Raw genomic sequence first — 21,780 nt, 5'->3', positions numbered from 1 at the left:
GGGCGCACCCCGGAAGTGGTCCCGCCGTATCATGTCGGGTTGCCTTTTTGACGCCAGAACCCAGCCCTGGTGACCCCGCCTTGAACCAGAACCCGACCCCGCTGACCGGCACCGCGCTGGACGCGCCGCCCGCCCCGCTCAGCCCCGCCCACGCCGCGGCCCTGCGCACGGCCGCCGTGCTGTCCGTGCGCGGCGCGCGCACGCACAACCTCAAGAACATCGACCTCGACATCCCCAAGCACGCGCTGGTGGTGATCACCGGGCTGTCGGGCTCGGGCAAATCGAGCCTGGCGTTCGACACGCTGTACGCCGAAGGCCAGCGCCGCTACGTGGAAAGCCTGAGCGCCTACGCCCGGCAGTTTCTGCAGCTGATGGACAAGCCCGACGTGGACCTGATCGAGGGCCTGTCGCCCGCGATCGCCATCGAGCAGAAGGCCACCAGCCACAACCCGCGTTCCACCGTGGGCACGGTGACCGAGATCCACGACTACCTGCGCCTCTTGTACGCCCGCGCCGGCACGCCGCACTGCCCGGACCACGACCTGCCGCTGGCCTCGCAGAGCGTGGCGCAGATGGTGGACACAGTGCTGGCGCTGCCGCAGGACACGCGCCTCATGATCCTGGCACCCGTGGCGCGCGAGAAAAAAGGCGAGTTCCTGGAGCTGTTCGCCGACATGCAGGCCCAGGGCTACGTGCGCTTCCGCATCAATGGCGAGGTGCTCGACTTCGACGCCCTGCCGGCGCTGAGAAAGACCGAGAAACACAACATCGACGTGGTGATCGACCGCATCAAGGTGCGGCCCGACCTCGACGAGACCGGCGCCAACCCGCTGCGCCAGCGGCTGGCCGAAAGCTTCGAGGCCGCGCTGCGCCTGGCCGAAGGCCGCGCCATCGCGGTGGAGATGGACAGCGGCGCCGAACACGGCTTTTCCGCCAAGTTCGCCTGCCCGGTCTGCAGCTACACCGTGGGCGAGCTGGAGCCGCGGCTGTTTTCGTTCAACTCGCCCATGGGCGCCTGCCCGAGCTGCGACGGCCTGGGCCACACGGAGGTGTTCGACGCCGAGCGCGTGGTCGCCTTCCCCACGCTCAGCCTGGCCAGCGGCGCCATCAAGGGCTGGGACCGGCGCAACGGCTACTACTTCGCGATGATCGAAAGCCTGGCGGCGCACTACAAGTTCAGCGCCGAAGCGGCCTGGGAATCGTTGCCCGAAGCGGTGCGGCAGGTGCTGCTCTACGGCTCGGGCGACGAAGAGATCAAGTTCAGCTACGCGCTCGAATCGGGTGAACGCGCGGGCAAGAAGATCAGCAAAAAACACCCCTTCGAAGGCATCATCCGCAACTTCGAGCGCCGCTACCGCGAGACCGACAGCGCCAACGTGCGCGAAGAGCTGGCGCGCTACCGCGCCACCCAGCCCTGCCCCGAGTGCGGCGGCTCGCGCCTGCGCAAGGAAGCGCGCCACGTGTTCGTGGGCGAAGGCGAGCAGAAGCAACCCATCTACAAGATCAGCCACATCACGCTGGGCGAGTCGCTGGCCTATTTCACGCGCCTGCAGCTGCCGGGCGCCAAGGGCGACATCGCCGCGCGCGTGATCAACGAGATCCGCCAGCGCCTGAAGTTCCTGAACGACGTGGGCCTGAACTACCTGAGCCTGGACCGCAGCGCCGACACGCTCAGCGGCGGCGAGGCCCAACGCATCCGCCTGGCGAGCCAGATCGGCAGCGGCCTGACCGGCGTGATGTATGTGCTGGACGAGCCCAGCATCGGCCTGCACCAGCGCGACAACGACCGCCTCATCGCCACGCTGCAGCACCTGCGCGACCTGGGCAACACCGTGCTGGTGGTGGAGCACGACGAGGACATGATCCGCTGCGCCGACCACGTGATCGACATGGGCCCGGGCGCGGGCGTGCACGGCGGCCATGTGATGGCGCAGGGCACGTGCGCACAGGTGATGGCCACGCCCGGCTCGATGACCGGCCAGTACCTGAGCGGTGCGCGCGAGATCGCCGTGCCCACGCGGCGCACGCCCTGGCTGCCGGTGAACAAGTCCGCCGCCGCGGCCAGGGCCGCGCCCATCAAGTCGCGCTTCCCCATGAGCCCGGCGGCCGAGCGCCGCAGCGCGCGCGAAGCCGCGCACCTGGCCTCGCTGCGCGAGCTGCAGGAAATCCGCGTCGTCAACGCCACCGGCCATAACCTGAAGGGCGTGAGCGTCGCCTTTCCGGTCGGCCTGCTCACCTGCGTGACCGGCGTCTCGGGCTCGGGCAAATCGACCCTGGTGAACGACACGCTCTACGCCGCCGTCTCGCGCACGCTCTACCGCTCGCACGAAGAACCGGCCGAACACGACGCCATCGAAGGCATCGAACACTTCGACAAGGTCATCAACGTCGACCAGTCTCCCATCGGCCGCACGCCGCGCAGCAACCCGGCCACCTACACCGGCCTGTTCACCGGCATCCGCGAACTGATGGCCGAAATGCCCACCGCGAAAGAGCGCGGCTACGGCCCGGGCCGCTTCAGCTTCAACGTGGCCGGCGGCCGCTGCGAGGCCTGCCAGGGCGACGGCGTGGTGAAGGTGGAAATGCACTTCCTGCCCGACGTCTACGTGCCCTGCGAGGTCTGCCACGGCCAGCGCTACAACCGCGAAACGCTGGACGTTCAATACAAGGGCAGGAACATCGCGCAGATCCTGGACATGACGGTGGAGCAGGCCCACGCCTTCTTCGGCGCCGTGCCCACGCTGCACCGCAAGCTGCAGACCCTGATGGACGTGGGCCTGACCTACATCCAGCTCGGCCAGAGCGCAACCACGCTCTCGGGCGGCGAAGCACAGCGCGTCAAGCTGGCGCTGGAACTCAGCAAGCGCGACACCGGCCGCACGCTCTACATCCTGGACGAACCCACCACCGGCCTGCACTTCGCTGACATCGAACTGCTGCTCAAGGTGTTGCACCAGCTGCGCGACGCCGGCAACACCATCGTGGTGATCGAACACAACCTGGACGTGATTAAAACCGCCGACTGGCTGATCGACATGGGCCCCGAAGGCGGCTCGGGCGGCGGTACCGTGGTGGGCGTGGGCACCCCCGAAGATCTGGCCGCCAACGGCGAGAGCCACACCGGGCGGTATCTGGCGCGGTTGCTGGGGCGTTGAAGCCCGAAGTCAACCCAGATTGGATATCCGATATCGGTTCGCCGATACCGGATATCCAATTCAAGTTCTTGTTTTACAAAGACTTTTACCCATGATTGTCTAAAAATTGTCTGAGCTTGGCCTGATAACTTCAGCCTTTAGACAATGGCGGACACCGGGTCCACACAGCGCCGACGCCCCTTCGGTTGGCCACAATGGCTTTGTCTTTGTTGGACATTTCACTCAGTAGGTTCTTCACCCGATTGGCTTTCTGTTGAGCAGTCAGCCCCGAAGGCATGGCCTCCAACAAAGCTTGCTCAATATCCTCACGCGTTGCCTTGCCAAACCGGTCGATCAAGCCAAGCACCAGTTGTTTGAGTGCCGGTTTCTGCAAACCGGCCAAGCGTGAGTACTGTCCCCGCTGGTTCGTGGCGTCGGCTACCGCTGCTGCGATATGAACTGCGGGGGATCGGCCTTCCAGCAGTTTGCGCCGACGCAGATCAGTCAGCACTTTGGCATCAATCGGCCGTCGTTTCTGAACGTGGTCCAGTGCGATCACATCCGCCAGAGAGAGATGGGATGCCAGCAACAAGGCACGAGTAAACGCTGGATCGATCTCCCGACCGTAGATGCGGACAGACACTGCCGGCGGCGCCTGTTCGATGTCGAAGTCTGGCAAAGGGAAATGCCGATCACGTTGCGTCCGGTACATCCGCTTGATGCCACTGCCGATGGTGTCGATCAACCCCAGCTCCACCATGGCATCCGCCAGGCAGGGGTTTCGATACAGGTGCGTGGCGTGCGACGCATCCAGAACTTTGTCGATGGAGCCCGGTATGAACCCGCCCGCGTTTGAAAACAAGAGCGATGCGGGCGATTCCTTGACCTGCACGCGCCCGCCGAGCGCGTAGTCCTGGTGGGCCACGCAGTTCAACAAAGCCTCGCGGATCACCCAGTCGTCGTAGTTCGGCACCTCCAGCGGCGCCAGTTGCCCGGGCGGAAGTATCCGAACGGTGTGGATGCGGATCTTGGACACGAGAGCGTCCACCGCCACAACGAACGGCAGTGAGAAATGCTGGTAATCCAGTGGCTCATCCTGATCGGTCAACAACTGCCATGTCAGACGCGGGGACACATCGCCCAGGGTGGACACAGCGTCCTGACGACCGAACAACAGCAAGGCCGCCCGTGTCAGCACGCCCTGGCGTGACAGCCGAAGCCCCGCCAGAAATCGCTCTGCCGACCACTGCTGCATTTCGTCAAGCCGTCGTGGGTGCTTCTTCGCATACAGGGCTCGGCCACGTTCCAACGCCTCAGGCAACAGGAGCCCAAAGTCGTCCGATACGCAATGAGCCGTCCAGTCCAGCGCGGCCGATTGCATTCGGATGGCTTCGAACTTGGAGCCCAGTGCCCCCAGCGACTCGCCGGCGCGGCCATAGAAATGACCTTTCCACGCCACCGGCTGCCCGCGAAGCGCCGGGGGAATCTGGAACATCAGAACGCGAGCCCCCAGCGCGCAGTCGGCATGCGGCACCTCGAAGACCTGAACAAAACCATGCGACGGCGATGTGCCCTGGGTCACCAGATGCTTGAGGTCATTCAGCGCGGCGGCCCCGTTCCGAAAAGTGCTGCCCACCACGGGCCGCAACCCCGTTTGAGCGTCTCGCTTGTCCTTGACGCCCAGAACCAGCCAGCCACTGTCCCGCTCCAGCAGATTGGCTTCGTTCGCCAGCGCCGACACGTACTTGCCCAACTCGTCGATATCGAAAGAGTTCTTGGCCTCCTTGAAGTCCAGCCACTCCGTTTCCGCGGGCAATGCCCTGAATCCGTCCAGCAGACGCGTCGCTTCAGTCATATCCATCATCGCGCCACCCCTTTCATCGCCTCGGTGATCTTCACCGTCTCCACGCTCACCGTGGTCACGCGTTGCAGCAGGTCCACCACCTGCTCTTTGTGGTCGGCGAAGCGGTAGGTATCGAAGCGTTCGCGGATGGTCGGGTCTTTGGGCTTCTTTTCTTTGTGCTGGTCGAGCACCCAGTCGATGGCGCAGCGGTTGCCGAGCTTGTAGGCCCAGGCTTCGGGGGGCACGCCGCGCAAGGTGGTTTCGCTGTCCAGCGTGATGCTGCCGGTCGCTGGGTCGGACTTGAGCAGGGCTTTCGGGCTCTGGCCCGCCGCGCGGGCTTTGGCGTCGGGTTCGTCGTGGCGGGTCAAAGAGAAAGGCTCCACGGCTTCATAGCCGATGTGCAGCGCCATGAGCTGCTCACCCCACGCGGCCCACTGCCAGAAACCAGCATAGAACGGGATGCGTGGGAATTCGCGCTTGAGGTTCTGCGCGTACTTCTCGCGGTACAGCGGGTCGTACAGCACGGCGTAGCAATAGTGAAAAATCGCCTCCTTGGTGATCTTGCGCGCGCCTTTACCTTTGCCGATTTCTTCGGCGTAGTAGGCAGTGAACTTCTTCAAAGCCCAGTCGGTGACGTTGTCCGCATCATTTCCGCTGCCGGTTCGCGTCAACGGGTAGAGCTGGGTGTCGCCCAGGAAGTGCCAATCGGCTATGCCCTTGGTCGCCAATGCGCTGAACGACCTGGAAGCTCCAGGCGCTGTCAAGGCGAAGCTTTTCGGTTTGCGCTTGAAATCCGAGCCGAAGCATTCAGCATGATTGCCGGTCAAACGGTCCGAAAAAATCGGGTCAGCGTAGTACGCCTGCGAGAAAAACGGGCGATACGCGGACTCAACCACCAAGTCAGCATCGAAATGGTCTGCGGTGGTTCGCCCTACGTTGCCCAACAAACCTGCACTCCATTTGATGGCCTTGGTGATCAACTTGACGTCCACTTTGCCGCGCAACTTCGTCGCTTTGTGCTCATCGTTGTACGCATCGATGAGAAATGCCAGCTTGCTCTGGAGGTGGGCGCCGTCGAAGTCGTAAACCCAGTCGTCACGGGCGGTGTTCACGGCATTGGTGAACAGCTTGAAGATCGCCCGCTCTTTCCCCGCCGTCTGCGCCGCCTTGGTCTCCTTGCTCGCCAGCGGCAGCAGCGTCTCAAAGTCGTTGCTGGTCAGGTTCACCCAGTTGGCGTTCTTGTCGGGCGACACCTCGTCAAACTGCATGGCGCGCATGGGGTGGCTGGCGAGGAAGCTGAGCTTTTCTTCAGCGGTCTCCAGCTCGGGGCGGCGCAGGTAGTACACGCGGGCGGGCCGCTTCTCTTTGGTCGCGGCCAGGCGCTTGACCATGAAGCTGATGGCCACGCCGGTCTGGATGCCGAACACGTTGTGTTTGGTGCCGCTGAGCTTGGGGTTGGCGCGCACGTCGCCGCCGAGGTCCACCACGTAGATGTCGCTGAACTCGGCGGCCACGGTCTTGCGGAAGCCATCAAAGGTACGGCTCTCGATGAAGCTGCGGTTGGTGACGAAGGCGAGGATGCCGTTCGCATCGAGCCGGTCGCTGGCCCAGCGGAAGAAGCGCGCGTACATGTCGTAGAGCTTGGTCTTCTGCGCAGTGCTCTCGGCGATGTAGGTGGCTTTGATGCGGCGGTCGATGTCGGGGTATTCGCGGTTCTTGTTGTTGTCGTTCTCGTTGGCCTGGTTGGCGTTGTACGGTGGGTTGCCGATGACGACGCTGATGCGGCGGCTGTTCTGCCGCTTGATGCGGGCCACGTTTTCTTCTGACACGCTGCCAAACAAATCCTGCACGCTGCCGCGCTGGGCGGTGTGCAGGCCCACGTTGTCGAGCGTGTCCACAAAACACAGGTTGGGGAACTCGGCGTACTGGCCGGTGATGGCGGCGTAGGTGGCTTCGATGTTGAGGTTGGCCACGTAGTACGGGAGGATGGCGACCTCGTTGGCGTGCAGCTCGTGCAGGTATTTCTGCGCCAGCTTTTTGGGCTGGCCGCGAAAGTGTTCGAGCAGTTCGCAGATGTAGGTGCCCGTGCCGGTGGCCGGGTCGAGGATGTCGACGTCCTTGTCTATCAGGTTCTTGCCGAAGTGCTGTTCACACAGCCAGTCGGCGCCGTCGATCATGCAGCGCACGATCTCGTTGGGCGTGTAGACGACGCCCAGACGGTCGGCGGCCTTGATGTTGTAGACCTTGTAGAAGTTTTCGTAGATGACCTTGAGGAAGGTCTGCTTCTCGCCGTGACTGCCGATCTGCGCAGCGGCGGCGCGGATGGCGGCGTAATAGCTCTCCAGGCCTTTGAGCGTTTGCCGCTTGAGCGCGCCGGTGAAGAAGGCGCCTTCAAGCGCGTACAGCTCGCGGGCGACGTTGTTGTGCTGGTGGAAGTCGCTGTCGTCAAACACCTTGGCGAAGATTTCTTCGGTCAGGATGTGCTGGATCAGCATCTCGCGCACGTCGGCGTCGGTCAGCGCGGGGTTGATGGCTTCTTGCGCGTGCACGAGGAATTTGTCTTCGGCCGCGCGAAAGCCCGGGTTGCTGTCGTGCGCCGCCTCGATCATCTGGCGCAGGGCGTCGAGCACGGCGGGCAGGTCGGTCTTGAACTGTTCCACCGCCGCGCGAAAACCCGCGATCTCGGGCCGCTCAAACCCGAAGAAGAGCTTGAGCAGTTTCTCCAACGCGGCGGTGTCGGCCACTTCGCAGCGCATCACCTCTTGCCGGTGCTGGATGAGCACGAAGCTGGCGTCGTCGCTGAAGACGATGTTGTCTTGCGGGTAGCCCTTTTTGAATTTCTTGGCGATCTCTTCGCTGAGGTCGTCGTCGGCGTCTTTGGCTTCCCAGTAGCCCAGCGGCATGCGCAGCTCGTGCAGCAGGGCACCGTCCACCGCGATATTGGTTTTGGTCGCGGTCTTGACGGGGTACTCGGCGAGGAACACCAGATCGTGTTGCCGGCCCCAGGCCTTAAGCAAATCTTTGAAGGCTTCGCGGACGATGGTCTCGCGTTGGCTGCCGCTGACCTTCTTGATGAGGTCGAGTTGCTTGAGGTAGTCGTTGATGAGGAGCTGGCTCATAGGTTCCCTGGATGGGCCACGCGCAGCAGGTGCCGCTGCGCAGCTCAGCAAGGATTATGTCGCTGCGAACGGCCACCCCAGAGATACCGCGGAACCGGCTTCGCCGGGCCGCAGGCATCGCCCCCTTCAGGGGGGTGGCGCCGCAGGCGACGCGCGGGGGGTGCTCCAGCTATTTGCTGCGGTACGCCAGCCCCACGCTCAGACCGTGCGTGGTGACCCGCCCGACCAGCGGGCTGCGCGAGGTGGCCCCGAGCAGGCGCGACACCTCCAGCCCCCCGAAGATCACCCAGTGGTGGGTCATCGCCGTTTCGAAGTTCGCGGCCAGCCGGACGTTTTCCCAGCCGCCGCCCAGCCGGTAGGGGGAGCGCCCCGTGGCCTGCGCGGCCTCGTTCGTGATGCCGTAGTGGGTCCGCAGGTACCTCGAATCGCCCCAACCGCCCCCAAGCGAAAAATCCCAGTTCGTGCGGGGCGACAGCGGATAACGGTAATTCACGCCCGTGCCCAGGCGCATGCCGCCGTTGCGCCCCAGCAGGTCGTGATCGACGCTCATGCTCCAGTCCCAGCGCTCGCCCAGGGGGTGGCCGGTGGAGACGCGCCCGCGCAGGGTGGTGGGCACGTCGGGCAGGCCGCGGAACACGGGGTCGTCGTCGAAAGACCGCCCGTTGTCCAGGCGCAGCGAGGCGCCGAGCCGCCAGTCGGTCAACCAGTCGAATTCGGTGCTCAGGCCGGTTTCCAACCGTTCGCGGCCGGTGTTCATGAGCGAATTGGCCCGCGATCTCGACACCCTGAACGGCCCGAGCTGGAAGGCCCACATGGGCTTGAGGTCCAGCGACACGCGCCCGCCGCTGCCCACGTGCCCGGTGGCGCTGACCACCGAGGCCCCCACCAGGTAACCCGTATCGCCGCCGATCACGATCTGATCGTCGGCACGCGCCTCCCAGGCCAGACAGCTGCCCACCACCCAACACACACCACACCAATTGATTCCAGACATCCGGGCATCATAGCCAGCGCGCGCCGGGGCAAATGGCAACCAGATGCAAGCGTGCCGGAGGATTTGCCCCATTGCGGCACACTCGGAGCCATGGCACTGGAAACCGAACTCAAGCTCGCGCTGCGGCCACACGAGCTGCCGCGCCTGCTGGCGCACCCGCTGCTGGCCCAGACCGCGCGGCGCGAACGCCTGTTCAACACCTATTTCGACACCCCCACGCAGGCACTGTTGCAACGGCGCATCGCGGTGCGCGAACGGCGCGTGGGCCGGCGCACGCTGCTCACCGTGAAGACCGCAGGCTCATCGGTGGGCGGGCTGTCGCGGCGCGGCGAATGGGAGGGCCCGACCCGAGCTGGCGCGTTCGACTTCGCGGCGCTGGTGGACGACCCGGCCCTGGCGCAGGAGCTCAGCCGCCTGGCCTGGCAGTTGGTTCCGGTGTTCCGCACCGACTTCACGCGCCGCAGCTGGCTGCTGCGCCAGGGCGAGGCCCTGATCGAGGTGGCGCTCGACGAAGGGGCCATCACCACCGGCCACACGCCCAGCACGCCCCGGGGCACGCAGAGCGAGCCGATCCTGGAGCTGGAGCTCGAACTCAAGAGCGGCCCGGTGGACGCGCTGCTCGATCTGGCGCACACCCTGGCGCTGGGCCCCGAGGGCGACGCCGCGCGCGGCCTGTGGCTGCACCCCTCGGACCGCAGCAAGGCCGAGCGCGGTCTGGCGCTGTTCCAGGGGCAGCGCCAGCAGCCGGTCAAGGCCGGCCCGGTGCTGCTGGCGCCCGACATGCACCCCCGCGCCGCTTTCCGTGCGGCGGCCCTGAGCTGCCTGGCCCACCTGCAGGCCAATGTGGCCGGGCTGCTGCAGGCGCGCGACCCGCAGACCCCGCCCGACCCGGAGTTCGTCCACCAGGCCCGGGTGGCGCTGCGCCGGCTGCGCACCGGACTGCGGCTGTTCGGCCCGACCCTGCCGCGCCGCTTTGCCAGCCACTGGGGCGAGCAATGGAAGGCCACCGCCAACCGCCTGGGCGACGCGCGCAACTGGGACGTGTTCGCCACCGAATGGCTGCCCGAGCTGCTGCAGGATGCGAAAGACGCCGGGACCGACCCCCAAATTCCGGCCCTGCGCGACTGGGTCGACACCGAGCGCCGCGCCGCCCACCAGCGGGCCATGGCCACCCTCACCGACCCGGCCCACGCGCTGAACCTGCTCGCCTTCACCCGCGCGCTGCTGGCGCTGGCGCCCCCGGCGCCCCAGCGGGCGGCGCGTCCCTTGCCGGGCTGGGCGCGCAGCACCCTGCGCCAGCGGCACGCGCGGCTGCGGCGGCAGGCCCGCCAGGCCCTGCGCCAGGGCAGCGAAGGCCGGCATGCGCTGCGCATCCAGCTGAAAAAGCTGCGCTACGCCCAGGAGTTCCTGACCAGCCTGCTGCCCGCCAAGCGGCTGCGGCGCAGCACCGCGACCCTGACCGAAGCCCAGGAGCTGCTGGGTTCGCTCAACGACCTGAGCACGGCACAGACCCTGCTGGGCTCCTGCCCACTCCCGGTGGCAAACGACCTGCTCGACCGGGTACAGACCCGCCTGCGCGAGGGCCTGCGCGCCCTGCCGCACCTGGAGCGAACGCTGATGAACACCCCCACGCCCTGGGGGTAAGACCGGTTCCGCCCCCCGGTCGGCCGAAAGCTTGGCAAACGCCTCACTGGCGGCCCACAATGGGGCCTTCACCCTGTGACACAAGGAAGCTCTCATGTCGTCCACCACCTTGCGTTTTCTGGTTGAACAGAGCGCCGTCGGCCCCGGCGGCGATGTGCACGGCGGCACCGTGATGAAGTGGATCGACGACGCCGGCCACGCCTGCGCCACCGCCTGGTCGCGCGGCCGCTGCCGCACGGTCTACGTCAGCAGCATCCGGTTTCAGCGAATCCTGAAACTCGGTGACATGGTGGAAGTGCGCGCCCGCCTGGCCTTCACCGGCGAAACCAACATGAACATCGGCGTGGAGGTGCGCGGCGGCGACGTGACCGACGGCCGCATGGAGAAGATCGCGGAATGCCTGGTGGTGATGATCGCGCTGGACACCGAGGGCCGGCCCATGCTGGTCAACAGCTGGACCCCCGAAACCCCCGGTGAAATGGCGCTGGCCAGCAGCGCCCGCGCCCAGTTCGAGAGCACGCGCCCGGCCCCCCTGGAATAGGTGAACCTTTGTCAAGCCAGGGCGCTGGGGCGTGCCGCCATCCGGTCGCGCCAGGCCTGCAAGGCGGCAAAGCCCTGTTGGCCCGCGTGGAAGCGCATCAGCTTCGCGAACTCCAGCGCACAGAAGGCCGTGATGTCGGCGATGGTGAAGCGCTCACCGGCCACCCAGGGCTGGCGCTGCAGCTCACCATCGAGCCAGGCGGCGGTGTCGCTCAGCTTCTGGCCTTGTGACTGGCCGAACTCGGGGAACTGCGGCTGCTCCAGCGGTGCCAGCCCCGGGTGGGTATGGCGCACGCAGTTGGCGATCGGCAGCATGAAATACCACTCCACCCGCCGGTCGGCCATTTCGATGAAGGCGCGCTCGGTGGCGTCCGCGCCCATCAGGTTGGGCTCGGGGTGGAGCCCCTCCATGTAGGTGCAGATGGCGCGGGTTTCGGTCAGCATCCGTCCGTCGTCCAGTTCCAGCGCGGGCACGCGCGCCAGCGGGCTCTTGCGGCGGTACTGCTCGCTCTGGTGCTCCAGCGCGTTGAGGTCCACGTTGACCAGATCGAGCCCGTTGATGTTCTTTTCCACCAGGAACATGAGCACGCGCCGGGGGTTGGGTGCTCGCGGCGACACGTAGAGCTTCATGCGGCGCCTCCGCGCGCCGGGGCGGGGCCCAGGCTCTGCCCCATCTCCACCATGCGGCGCGCGTCTTCGGCGAAACGCTGCGCGCCCGCGTCGCCGTCGCGCGTGAGGTCCACCCTGGACGACGGCTGTTCGATGCCACGCTGCACCGCCGGGCGCGCCCGGATCGCGTCGCGCCAACGCCGCAGGTGCGGCAGGTCGTCCATGTCCACGCCCGACCAGCGGTGCGTGCGCACCCAGGCCCAGTTGGCGATGTCGGCGACGGAGTAGTCGCCCGCCAGGTACTCGTGGTCTTTCAACTGGCCGTCGAGCACGCGGAACAGGCGCTTGCTCTCACCCTGGTAGCGGTCAATCACGGCCGGGATCTTCTCGGGAAAATAGCGGAAAAACACATTGGCCTGGCCCATCATCGGGCCGATGCCGCCCATCTGGAACATCAGCCACTGCAGCACGCGCGAGCGGCCTTTGGCGTCTGCGGGCATGAGCCGGCCGGTCTTTTCGGCCAGGTAGATGAGGATGGCGCCCGATTCAAACACCGCGAAATCGTCGGCCTCGCGGTCCACGATGGCGGGGATGCGGCCGTTGGGGTTGATGGCCAGGAATGCGGGTGCCTTCTGTTCGCTCCGCGCCAGGTCCAGCACCCGCAGCGTGTAGGGCAGGCCCAGCTCTTCGAGCGCGATGGACACCTTGTGCCCGTTGGGCGTGGCGGCGGTATACAAGTCGATCATGCGGTATTTCCTGGTTGGAACACCCCATGGTAGGGACGGCCGCATCGGTTGGCTGTCACCAACGCGAGAAACCTCAGGCCATCGCGCGTTCGGGCGCCGCGTGTGTGGGCGCGGAAGGTGCCTCGGCGGCACGGGTCGCTTCCTGCGCCTGGACATGGGCCGCCTGGTGCGCGTGCGCGAGATGCTGTTCCGCGGGCTGCGCCTGTGCCTGCCGCACGCCGAACTCGCTGATCGGCGCATGTTCCTGCACCACCGCGACGCGCTCCCCGTCCTTGCTCAGGTGAAAGGAACGCACCTCGCCTCGGTGCGCATGGGCCTGGGCATGGCTCACGGCGGCGGCGCTGACGCGGTCGATACCGTCGGCGTCCAGGCCGCGTTCGTGCAGACCTGGCCCGAGCTGGTCCATGGCCAGTTGACGGTGCCGCGCCTGCCCGGGCGTGAGCGGGAGCTGGCCCGAGCGTATCGGTGCCGCCGCCTGCGGGTCCCGAGAGCGCGCGTCCGGGCGCAGCTCGGCCGGCAGTTCGGGCGGCATCAGCCCGCGTTCCTTGTGGGCCTCTCGGATCGCGCCCAGGTGGCCGGTGTCGCGCCAGAGCTCGTTCAGGCCTTCCTGCACCCGGCCCGCCTGGCGCTGTTGCGCCAGCGATCTGGGCCAGCCCTGATCGAGGTTGTTGTGCGAATCCCGGTTGGCCGCCAGCGCCATCACCTCCTTGCGGCCCTGGCCGACCTCGCCCACGTACTGGCGGTGTTTGTCGGCCAGCTGCTCGCTGCTCAGTGCCCGGTAGTTTTCCAGCGGCTGGTGCGGCAGGGCGCGTGGGTACTTTTCGTGCACCGCATCACTGTAGGCGCCGCGCACCGCATCGGCGGGCGGCTTGCCAGCGTCGATGTGCCTGGCCAGCGCGTCGCTGACATCGTCCTTGTCGACCTTGGGGAAACGCGCATGCATCGCTTCCCAGCCCTGGTCGATGCCGGCCCGACCCTCGAAATAGCGGCCGTTGCGCTCGGCCTCATTGCCGAAAGCGGCGCAGGTCGAATCCAGCCGGGTCTGCAGGCGCGCGCGCTCAGCCGGGTCGGTGGTGTGCTGCAGCTCCTCCTTCAGGCCGTTGACTTGGCGCAGCAGGCGGCCTTCCCGGGACACGTGGTCGTAACCCAACTGGCCCACCTCGCGCCCGAGGACCTTGCTCCACTGCTGCAGGCGCGAGTCTTCGTACAGCTTCTCGGCACCGACGGCGGCCGCGCCACCGGTGAGCAGGCCGCCCGCCACCGGACCGACCGGCCCCGTCACCGGGCTGGTGAGTGCGCCGCCGGCCGCACCGGGAATCGCACCGAGCGTGGCGGCCGTGCCGGTCACCGCTGTCTTGACGGTCTGGTTCGCCGCCTCTTCGCCGCCACGCACCCACTGCTCGCGGTTGGAGCGCGCGGTGTCGATGGCGGCGTCGATCTGGTTCTTCGCGTCGTAGGCGCCGTAGGCCGTGCCCAGCACGCCGGCGGCCTTGACCGTGGGGCGCACGGCCCGTCCTTTGGTGGGGAGGTGCAGGTGGTTGTCGACGCTTCGCACGAATTCGTGCGGTTCGTACAGGTTGCGGTTGGGTGTGAGGTACTGGCGTGCGCCACCGGATTTCGTCACCTGGCCGTCCAGCTCACTGGTCGGCGCCACGGTGTTGACGAAGACCTCGGTGGGCGCTTTCGGGGTGATCTTGTAGACGTCGTACTGGGGCGATTCGCTGGCGACCGGCAGGGCGAAGTGCTGGGAGAGGTTTCGGCCTTCCTTGATCGCAGCGTCGAGGTCGGCTTCCTTGGCCCAGAACGGAGAATACGGCGAAGGCTGCTGGCCTTTGGGGACGATCTTGACCAGAGGCTCGTGGAGGGTCTCCATGCGGGGGAGCTCGCGGCCGGAGGTGATCTGGTCGATGGCCCGGTCGTTGAGTTTGTTCAGCGGTGTGTCGGGAGATGCTTCGAGGAGCCGCTGCCGATACAACTTTCCTTCGGGCGTTTCCAGATAGTCCAGGGCCGCCTGCCGGTTGACGCCCTGGGTCTCAAAGGTCCGTGCTTCCTTGAGGGTCTTCTCGTCGTATGGCCGTTTGAGTTCATCGGGAGTCAGACCAGGGTCACTCATGATTGAGTGCCTTTCGGAATCGCTGCCCGCTGGGCCTCCATGTCGGCAAGGATTCGCTTTTCTTGCTCTGACAGACCGCCCTCCAGTTCGATGCCGAAGTCCACATAGGCACCCTCGACGTCAGGATCCGCGAAGTCGCGAAACAGACCTTCAGACGACATCGCCCAGCGAAACGGCAGCTTGAACCTGTCCGGTATCGGCTCCAGAATGCGACCCGCCTTGGCGTCGTCGATCATGGGTTGCATGACCTTCAACACATGTTGCACGCGCTCTTCGTTCGGGTACTGTTGGCATACCCATTCAAGGCGCTCGGCGGCGGCCTTCAGTCGGACGGTGTCGATTTTTTGGGTCATGGTGGCTTCCCTGGGAAACGGTTGGAGTGGGTGACAGCGCGGAATGTTCGCACATCACCCGCTGTCCCCACGCCAGCCATTCGCGGGCGCGAGGCATGGTCGTGTCCAGCACGAGGTTCTTGCGCTGGGCCACTGCGTCGGCCCGAAGCTCCTGCGCCCAGCGACCGGCATCGCTGTGCGTCTCTCCAGACCAGATGTATGGCTTATGGTCGCGCAGGTTGCGTGCGTCGGGATGAGCGCTGCGCAGATCGTCCGGATCGATCACGGCCGCATTCCCGCCCATCTCTGACAGCGTTGTGCGGGCCAGCCCACCTTTCCCATGGCCCGCTCCCTCAGTCCTGACCCCAGCTGAAGAACCTCATCAGTTCGTCGCCACCATCACGTCGGTGCAACCGCAGAAGGTGCAGCTTCTTTCGCACTTCAGCGCCCTTGTCGGCATCGCCGGAAGCCTCAGCAGAGGCCAGCTCGTCATTTGCGCGCTCGACGAAACCGTCCATGTCACCTTCAAGCAACCAGAAAGCCCGTTCCAGCTGGTCACTCCGTTGCATCTTGCTCATGTCCGGCGAGCGGCCAACGGTCTTGAGTCCTTCCTCCAGCTTGGCAAGCAGCTCTGGATAGTCCTTGAGTGCCTCCTGCAGCACCTTGGGTACGGGTGGGTGTTCGGTGGAGTTGGTCATGTCGATGTCCCTGGAAAATGCTCGTTGTGAATGACAGGACGAGATGTTCGCACACCACCCGCTCAGCCCATGTGGATCTCCGGCATCGCGGTATCGATGGCGGCGTCGACCTGGTTCCTGGCGTCGTAGACCGTGCCCAGCACGCCGGCCGCCGACGGCAGCCTGGCAGCAGCCGCCTTCTGGTCGGCGCCCAAAAAGACGCCGTGCAGGTCTGGAAACCGTTCGAGCTCACCGTCCTCATCAAGAAAACGAGCCATTCGAATGCGCTATCCCCGGGAAAGACTGCGCAACAGCATCAGCATCCCCTCTTCCAGATCCTGCTCGAATCGGTATCGCAGCGGTGCCAGGTCGGGGCGTGCAATCACCACAGCAGAGACTTCCCCAGGGCTTGCCAGCGGCCATAGACCGATGAGCAGTGGCAGGGCGAGGTGGATGAATCTATCGAAGGTCGAGGCCGGGATGCTTGGAATGCAGCGATGGAAGTCGATCGCGGTCTCCTGGCGCACGGCCAGCAAGCCTTGTTTGAACTGGACCACGCGTTCGGTGGAGACGTTGCGCTCAAGGATGGAAGGGAAGATGCTGGTGAGTCTGCACAGCAGCGGGCGGGCGACCCAGGTGGTGGTGAACGCCCAGGCAATGTGTTCGATGGTCCCTCTGCGCTTGCCCCCTCGGTTCAGCGCCTTGACCAGCTCGCTGCGCCAGGCCATGAACTCCTCAACAAGCACCTCAAGCAGGACGGCTTCGCTGCTCTCGAAGTATCGGTAGACGTTTGACTTGGTCATCTGCGCCTGCCGCGCCAGTTCGTTGATGCCCAGTGCGTGCACGTCGGGCATCTGAAGCAGCAGGAACTTCGCGGTATCGAGCAGATGGCGCCGACGCTCCTCCTTCTGCTCGGGAGAACGCGCGCGCAGATACGGTGATGGGTTGCTCATAAGGATGTGTCAGGGAACGTTGATCTCCTCAAGAGACCGATAGTCTGCTATATTGCAGACTATCGGTCTCTTAATGGCGCCAGCACGGCAAGCAATTCGACACGGCATCCAGCTTGCGATTGGCTGAAAGAGTTCCACTGCATCCCACTGACGAAGAACGTGCGCACGCCGCGCAACAGGAGAGTGATCATGGTAACCCGCAGAACAGTCCTACTCAGCGGTGCTGGGGTGGCCGGAGCGCTCGGCGCCCTGATGGTGGGCTGGACGGCGTTGCCGCCCAAGCCGCGCCTGGTCACGTCCGATCCGCTGCCGGTCGGCCCGGGCCAGTCGGCGCTGAACGGCTGGGTCAAGATCGGCGCAGACAACACGGTCGGCATCGTGATGTGCAAGGCCGAGATGGGCCAGGGCATCTACACCGGCCTGGCGATGGTGCTGGCCGAGGAGCTGGACGCCGACTGGGCGCAGGTCCGCGTCGAACGCGCGCCGATCGACAAGATCTACCAGAACATTGCCGGGATGATCGAAAGCCTGCCCTTCCACCCCGATGACCACGGCACGATGAAGGCCATCGCCGGGCGAGTCACCGGCAAGGCGATGCGCGAGTTCGGCCTGATGCTCACCGGCGCGTCCTCCAGCATGCGGGACCTGTGGCTGCCGATGCGCCAGGCCGGGGCGTCGGCGCGCGCGATGCTGGTGGCCGCTGCGGCCGGGCAGTGGCAGGTGCCGGCCGGCGAGTGCCGTGCCGAGGCGGGCCGCGTGCTGCACCCGTCGGGCAAGAGCGCTTCGTTCGGCGAGCTGGCGGCCGCCGCCGCGAGCCAGCCCTTGCCTGAATCGGTGGTGCTGAAGGACCCCAAGACCTTCAAGCTGATCGGCCAGCCGCGCAAGCGCCTGGAGGCGGCGTCCAAGATGGACGGCAGCGCGCGCTTCGGCATCGACGTGCTGCCGCCCGGCATGCAGTACGCCAGCATCGAGATGTGTCCGACGCTCGGCGGCCACGTCGCCAGCTTCGATGCCGCCGACGCGCAGAAGCTGCCCGGCGTGAAGAAGGTGCTCGCGGTGCCTGGCCTCTACGGCAGCACCGGCGGCGTCGCGGTGATTGCCGACACGCCGTACCACGCGATGCGCGCCGTCAAGGCGGTGCGCATCGAATGGGACCATGGCGCGACCGCCCAGTTGTCCACCGACGTGATCTATCGGCGGCTGGCGCAATCGCTGGACACGGACGATGGCTTCAGCTTCTACCAGCATGGTGACGTCGATGCCGCGCTGAAGAGCGCCGCGAAGACGATCAAGGCCGAATACCGCGCGCCGTACCTGGCCCACGCAACCATGGAGCCGATGAACTGCACCGTGCAGTTCAAGGACGGCCGTGCCACCGTGTGGGCGGCCACGCAGGTACCTGACATGGCACGCCACGCGGTGGCCAAGGTGCTGGGCCTCGCGCCCGAACAGGTCGACGTGCAGATGCAGTTGCTCGGCGGTGGCTTCGGCCGGCGCTGCGAAGTCGACGTGGTCGCGCAGGCCGCGGCCATCGCCCGCGAGGCCGGTGGCGCGCCGGTGCAGACCATCTGGTCGCGCGAGCAGGACATGACGCACGACTTCTACCGCCCGGCTTGCGTAGCGCGTTTCCAGGCCGGCCTCGATGCGTCGGGCCAGCTGCTGGGCTGGGTGAACACGTCGGCCGGCCAGGCCATCATGCCGCAGATCATCGAGCGCATGATCGGCGTGGGCAGCGCGCTACCCGACCGAACCACCTCGGAAGGCGCCTTCGACCAGCCCTACGAATGGCCCGCCGCGCGCATTGGCCACGAGGTGTTCGAACTGCCCATTCCCGTGGGCTTCTGGCGTTCGGTCGGGCATTCGCACCACGCGTTCTTCAAGGAAAGCTTCCTCGACGAAGTGGCCCATGCCGCCGGGCGCGACCCGGTGGCCTTGCGCGCCGCGCTCCTGGCGAAACACCCCAGGCACCTGAAGGTGCTGAAGCGCGCCGCCGAGTTGTCCGGCTGGGACAAGCCCTTGCCTGCAGCGGCCGACGGCAGCAAGCGTGCCCGTGGCGTGGCCTTGCACCAGTCTTTCGGCTCCATCGTGGCGCAGGTGGCCGAAGTGTCGGTGTCCACCGACAAGCGCATTCGCGTCCACCGCGTCGTCTGCGTGATCGACTGCGGCATCGCCATCAACCCGAACCTGGTCCGCCAGCAGATGGAAAGTGGCATCGTCTACGGCTTGTCGGCCGCGCTGAACGACGAAGTGCGCATCGAGAAGGGCCAGGTCCAGCAGACCAACTTCCACAACAACCCGGTGCTGCGGTTCGACGAATGCCCGGTGATCGAGACAGAGATCATCGCCAGCAACGAGAACCCCGAAGGGGTCGGCGAACCCGGCACGCCGCCGATTGCCCCGGCGGTGGCGAATGCCCTGTTCACCATCACTGGCCAGCGGCTGCGCAGCCTGCCGCTGAAACTGACCTGACCCGGAGAAGCCCGATGACCACGTTGACGATCAATCGCAAACCCGTTGAAGTGCAGGCCGAGCCCGACACACCCCTGCTGTGGGTGTTGCGTGGCGAGCTGCAGCTGACCGGTACCAAGTTCGGTTGCGGCATGGCGCTGTGCGGCGCGTGCACGGTGCACGTCGACGGCGAGCCGACGCGATCCTGCGTCACGCCGATCTCGGCCGTCGGCCCGCGCGAGGTGACCACGATCGAAGGGCTGTCCGGGCCGCAGGTGGCCGTGCTGAAGGCTGCGTGGGTCGATGTCGATGTGGTGCAGTGCGGCTACTGCCAGAGCGGGCAGCTGATGGCTGCTGCTGCGTTGCTGAAGCAAAACCCCAAGCCGACCGACGCGGACATCGACGCGGCCATGGCCGGCAACATCTGCCGCTGCGGCACCTACCCGCGCATCCGCGCGGCCATCCACAAAGCCGCGGAGATGCGGGCGGCCGCCTGAGCTGACCGTCGGAAGCCGACACTCGACGACGGAACACCATCGCAGGACAAGCGACGCCACGATCAAACCGGCTCGGTGCTGCGGCCATCCAACGGAATGCGACATGGAAAACCTCGACGTCACCGTCCTTCGCACGCTGCATGGCTGGCGTGCCCAAGGGCAGCGCGCCCTGCTTGCCACGGTGGTACGCACCTGGGGTTCGTCCCCGCGCCCGGTCGGGTCCATCATGGCGCTGTGCGAGAGTGGCTTGTTGGTGGGCTCGGTCTCGGGCGGCTGCATTGAAGACGATCTGATTTACCGCTACAGCCGAGGCCAGCAGGTCGAAGCCAGCACGAGCGAGACGGGCATCACGCACGAGATTCCGGACAGCAAGCCACAGCGGGTCAAGTACGGCGTGAGCGCCGATGAAGCCCACCGCTTCGGTCTGCCGTGTGGCGGCACGCTGGAACTGGTGCTGGAGTACAACCCCGATCCGGCATCTCTGCTGGGGCTGGTGCAATCTCTGACCGATGGCCACATGGTCCAGCGGTGCATGGAGATGGTCAGCGGCCGGGTGGAGTTGCGTGCGGTCACCTCGCCCTTGCCACTGGTTGACGATGGCAAAGTGCTTTTCAACACTTTCGGCCCCGAGTACCGCATGCTGCTGATCGGCGCAGGCCAACTCACCGAATACCTCGCCACAATGGCACTCTTCAGTGGCTTCAAGGTCACCGTATGCGACCCGCGCGAGGAGTACCGCGCTTCCTGGTCGGTGCCTGGCGTCAGCCTGCTGACCGGAATGCCGGACGACGTGGTGCGCGACTTCAAGTTCGACCGCCGCAGCTGCCTGATCGCACTCACGCACGACCCGAAGCTCGACGACCTTGCTCTGCTGGAGGCGCTGGACACCGAGGCCTTCTACGTGGGGGCCATCGGCTCGCGGCGCAACAACGAGGCCCGCCACACGCGCTTGATCGAACACTTCGAACAAACTCCGCAAAGTCTGGCGCGGCTGCGCGGCCCCATTGGCATCTACATCGGCAGCAAGACGCCACCGGAGATTGCCGTGAGCATCATGGCGGAGGTGCTGGCGGTAAAAAACGGCGTACCACTTTCCCGCGACATGGATGTGGCCAGCGCCAAAAATGCACTCACTGGCCATGCTTCAACGGGGCCGACCTGACGGCCCAGCGAAAAGGCAGGTCGAATCTGTCTGGAATCGGCACCAGAATCCGCCCCCGCCTTGGCGTCTTCGATCATGGGGCGCAGGCCGCCCCCGGCTCAGCGGCTCAGCCCTGGGCGGCGTTCAGCACCTCGCGCGTGCGCAGGGCTTCGGTGCGCGCGGCGGCGGCGAAGTCGTCACCGCTGGAGGCGTAGAGAATGGCGCGCGAGCTGTTGACGATGACCGGGCCGGTGGTCGCGTCGCCCTGCCGGCGATAACCGGCGCGGATGGTGGCCACGGCGTCGCCGCCCTGCGCGCCCACGCCGGGGATCAGCAGCGGCAGCGTGGGCGCGAGTTCGCGCACGCGCTCGATTTCTTCGGGATAGGTGGCGCCCACCACCAGGCCGAGCTGGCCGTTGAGGTTCCACGGCCCCTGGGCCAGGCGCGCGATGTGTTCGTACAGCCGCGGCTGGCCGTCCACCGACGCCAGGCGCTGGTTCTGCAGGTCGTCGCCACCGGGGTTGGAGGTGCGGCAGAGCAGGAAGGCGCCCTTGCCGTGGTACTTCAGGTAGGGCTGCACCGAGTCGAAGCCCATGAAGGGCGAGAGCGTGACCGCGTCGGCGCCGTAGCGCTCGAAGGCCTCGATGGCGTACTGCTCGGCCGTGCTGCCGATGTCGCCGCGCTTGGCGTCCAGGATCACCGGCACCTGGGGCGCGATGCGCTTCATGTGCGCCATCAGGCGTTCAAGCTGGTCCTCGGCGCGGTGGGCGGCGAAGTAGGCGATCTGCGGCTTGAAGGCGATCGCGGTGTCGGCCGTGGCCTCGACGATGGCGGCGCAGAAGTCGTAGATGCGGCTGGCGTCGCCCTTCATGCCGGCGGGGAACCTGGCCGGGTCCGGGTCCAGGCCAACGCAGAGCAGGGACTGGTTCTGGCGCTCTGCCGCGCCGAGCATGTCGAGGAAGGTCATGGGCACTGATTTTAGGAGACTGG

At 66.1% G+C, this 21,780-nt stretch carries 17 protein-coding genes and 1 pseudogene; 6 read left to right on the top strand and 12 right to left on the bottom strand.

What is annotated here, in order from left to right; genetic code table 11:
• The first annotated feature begins 161 nt into the window (after nucleotides 1-161).
• Nucleotides 162-3,155, top strand: a complete 2,994-nt coding sequence (gene uvrA, locus KIH07_RS06075) for an excinuclease ABC subunit UvrA (protein ID WP_226494632.1) — start codon at nucleotides 162-164, stop codon at nucleotides 3,153-3,155.
• Between the two features lie 130 nt (nucleotides 3,156-3,285).
• On the opposite strand, the gene KIH07_RS06070 is transcribed toward uvrA, so the two are convergent.
• The 3 genes from KIH07_RS06070 to KIH07_RS06060 all read right to left on the bottom strand — a co-directional run bounded on the left by KIH07_RS06070 (nucleotide 3,286) and on the right by KIH07_RS06060 (nucleotide 9,090).
• Nucleotides 3,286-4,998 (bottom strand): RNA-binding domain-containing protein, encoded by a 1,713-nt coding sequence (locus tag KIH07_RS06070; RefSeq protein ID WP_226491110.1) that lies wholly within the window; start codon nucleotides 4,996-4,998, stop codon nucleotides 3,286-3,288.
• Complete coding sequence (locus tag KIH07_RS06065) at nucleotides 4,995-8,096, bottom strand: type ISP restriction/modification enzyme (RefSeq protein ID WP_226491109.1); 3,102 nt, start codon at nucleotides 8,094-8,096, stop codon at nucleotides 4,995-4,997. The genes KIH07_RS06070 and KIH07_RS06065 overlap by 4 nt, the downstream gene beginning before the upstream one ends.
• A gap of 169 nt (nucleotides 8,097-8,265) precedes the next feature.
• Nucleotides 8,266-9,090: a MipA/OmpV family protein gene (locus KIH07_RS06060; protein ID WP_226491108.1), complete on the bottom strand. Its 825-nt coding sequence runs from the start codon at nucleotides 9,088-9,090 to the stop codon at nucleotides 8,266-8,268.
• A 90-nt stretch (nucleotides 9,091-9,180) separates the two neighbouring features.
• Here KIH07_RS06060 and KIH07_RS06055 point away from each other — a divergent pair, with 90 nt between their 5' ends.
• Nucleotides 9,181-10,734: a CYTH and CHAD domain-containing protein gene (locus KIH07_RS06055; RefSeq protein WP_226491107.1), complete on the top strand. Its 1,554-nt coding sequence runs from the start codon at nucleotides 9,181-9,183 to the stop codon at nucleotides 10,732-10,734.
• Between the two features lie 94 nt (nucleotides 10,735-10,828).
• A complete protein-coding gene (locus tag KIH07_RS06050) occupies nucleotides 10,829-11,275 on the top strand; it encodes an acyl-CoA thioesterase (protein WP_226491106.1) in 447 nt (148 codons plus the stop codon).
• Nucleotides 11,276-11,286: 11 nt separating this feature from the next.
• Here the strand turns inward: KIH07_RS06050 and KIH07_RS06045 are convergent, their stop codons facing one another.
• The 8 genes and pseudogenes from KIH07_RS06045 to KIH07_RS06010 form a co-directional block, all read right to left on the bottom strand.
• The gene (locus KIH07_RS06045; RefSeq protein WP_226491105.1) at nucleotides 11,287-11,904 is read right to left on the bottom strand and encodes a glutathione S-transferase family protein; all 618 of its coding nucleotides are present in this window, start codon (nucleotides 11,902-11,904) and stop codon (nucleotides 11,287-11,289) included.
• On the bottom strand, nucleotides 11,901-12,629 hold the full coding sequence (locus tag KIH07_RS06040; RefSeq protein ID WP_226491104.1) for a glutathione S-transferase family protein: 729 nt from the start codon (nucleotides 12,627-12,629) through the stop codon (nucleotides 11,901-11,903). The genes KIH07_RS06045 and KIH07_RS06040 overlap by 4 nt, the downstream gene beginning before the upstream one ends.
• Before the next feature lie 73 nt (nucleotides 12,630-12,702).
• The gene (locus KIH07_RS06035) at nucleotides 12,703-14,742 is read right to left on the bottom strand and encodes a hypothetical protein (RefSeq protein ID WP_226491103.1); all 2,040 of its coding nucleotides are present in this window, start codon (nucleotides 14,740-14,742) and stop codon (nucleotides 12,703-12,705) included.
• Nucleotides 14,739-15,095 (bottom strand): hypothetical protein, encoded by a 357-nt coding sequence (locus KIH07_RS06030; RefSeq protein ID WP_226491102.1) that lies wholly within the window; start codon nucleotides 15,093-15,095, stop codon nucleotides 14,739-14,741. Before KIH07_RS06030 ends, KIH07_RS06035 begins: the two co-directional genes overlap by 4 nt.
• A pseudogene (locus KIH07_RS25530) lies at nucleotides 15,043-15,411 on the bottom strand (zeta toxin family protein); the annotation flags it as partial. The gene KIH07_RS06030 and the pseudogene KIH07_RS25530, both read right to left, overlap by 53 nt.
• Nucleotides 15,412-15,427: 16 nt before the next feature.
• The gene (locus KIH07_RS06020; protein ID WP_226491101.1) at nucleotides 15,428-15,772 is read right to left on the bottom strand and encodes a hypothetical protein; all 345 of its coding nucleotides are present in this window, start codon (nucleotides 15,770-15,772) and stop codon (nucleotides 15,428-15,430) included.
• 62 nt (nucleotides 15,773-15,834) lie between these two features.
• Complete coding sequence (locus KIH07_RS06015) at nucleotides 15,835-16,029, bottom strand: hypothetical protein (protein WP_226491100.1); 195 nt, start codon at nucleotides 16,027-16,029, stop codon at nucleotides 15,835-15,837.
• 9 nt (nucleotides 16,030-16,038) lie between these two features.
• Entirely contained in the window at nucleotides 16,039-16,704 is a 666-nt protein-coding gene (locus tag KIH07_RS06010; RefSeq protein ID WP_226491099.1) for a TetR/AcrR family transcriptional regulator, read from the bottom strand.
• A 189-nt stretch (nucleotides 16,705-16,893) separates the two neighbouring features.
• Here KIH07_RS06010 and KIH07_RS06005 point away from each other — a divergent pair, with 189 nt between their 5' ends.
• The 3 genes from KIH07_RS06005 (at nucleotide 16,894) to KIH07_RS05995 (ending at nucleotide 20,811) form a co-directional block, all read left to right on the top strand.
• Complete coding sequence (locus KIH07_RS06005) at nucleotides 16,894-19,173, top strand: xanthine dehydrogenase family protein molybdopterin-binding subunit (protein WP_226491098.1); 2,280 nt, start codon at nucleotides 16,894-16,896, stop codon at nucleotides 19,171-19,173.
• A 14-nt stretch (nucleotides 19,174-19,187) separates the two neighbouring features.
• Nucleotides 19,188-19,649 (top strand): (2Fe-2S)-binding protein, encoded by a 462-nt coding sequence (locus KIH07_RS06000; protein WP_226491097.1) that lies wholly within the window; start codon nucleotides 19,188-19,190, stop codon nucleotides 19,647-19,649.
• A gap of 103 nt (nucleotides 19,650-19,752) precedes the next feature.
• A complete protein-coding gene (locus KIH07_RS05995) occupies nucleotides 19,753-20,811 on the top strand; it encodes an XdhC family protein (protein ID WP_226491096.1) in 1,059 nt (352 codons plus the stop codon).
• Nucleotides 20,812-20,917: 106 nt separating this feature from the next.
• On the opposite strand, the gene pyrF is transcribed toward KIH07_RS05995, so the two are convergent.
• The gene (gene pyrF / locus KIH07_RS05990) at nucleotides 20,918-21,757 is read right to left on the bottom strand and encodes an orotidine-5'-phosphate decarboxylase (RefSeq protein WP_226491095.1); all 840 of its coding nucleotides are present in this window, start codon (nucleotides 21,755-21,757) and stop codon (nucleotides 20,918-20,920) included.
• Nucleotides 21,758-21,780 lie beyond the last annotated feature (23 nt).

Origin of the sequence: Hydrogenophaga taeniospiralis (assembly GCF_020510445.1) — a bacterium.
Taxonomy (GTDB): Bacteria; Pseudomonadota; Gammaproteobacteria; order Burkholderiales; family Burkholderiaceae_C; genus Hydrogenophaga.
Note: the sequence above shows the minus strand (reverse complement) of the source record. Positions and strands in the feature narration are given on the sequence as shown.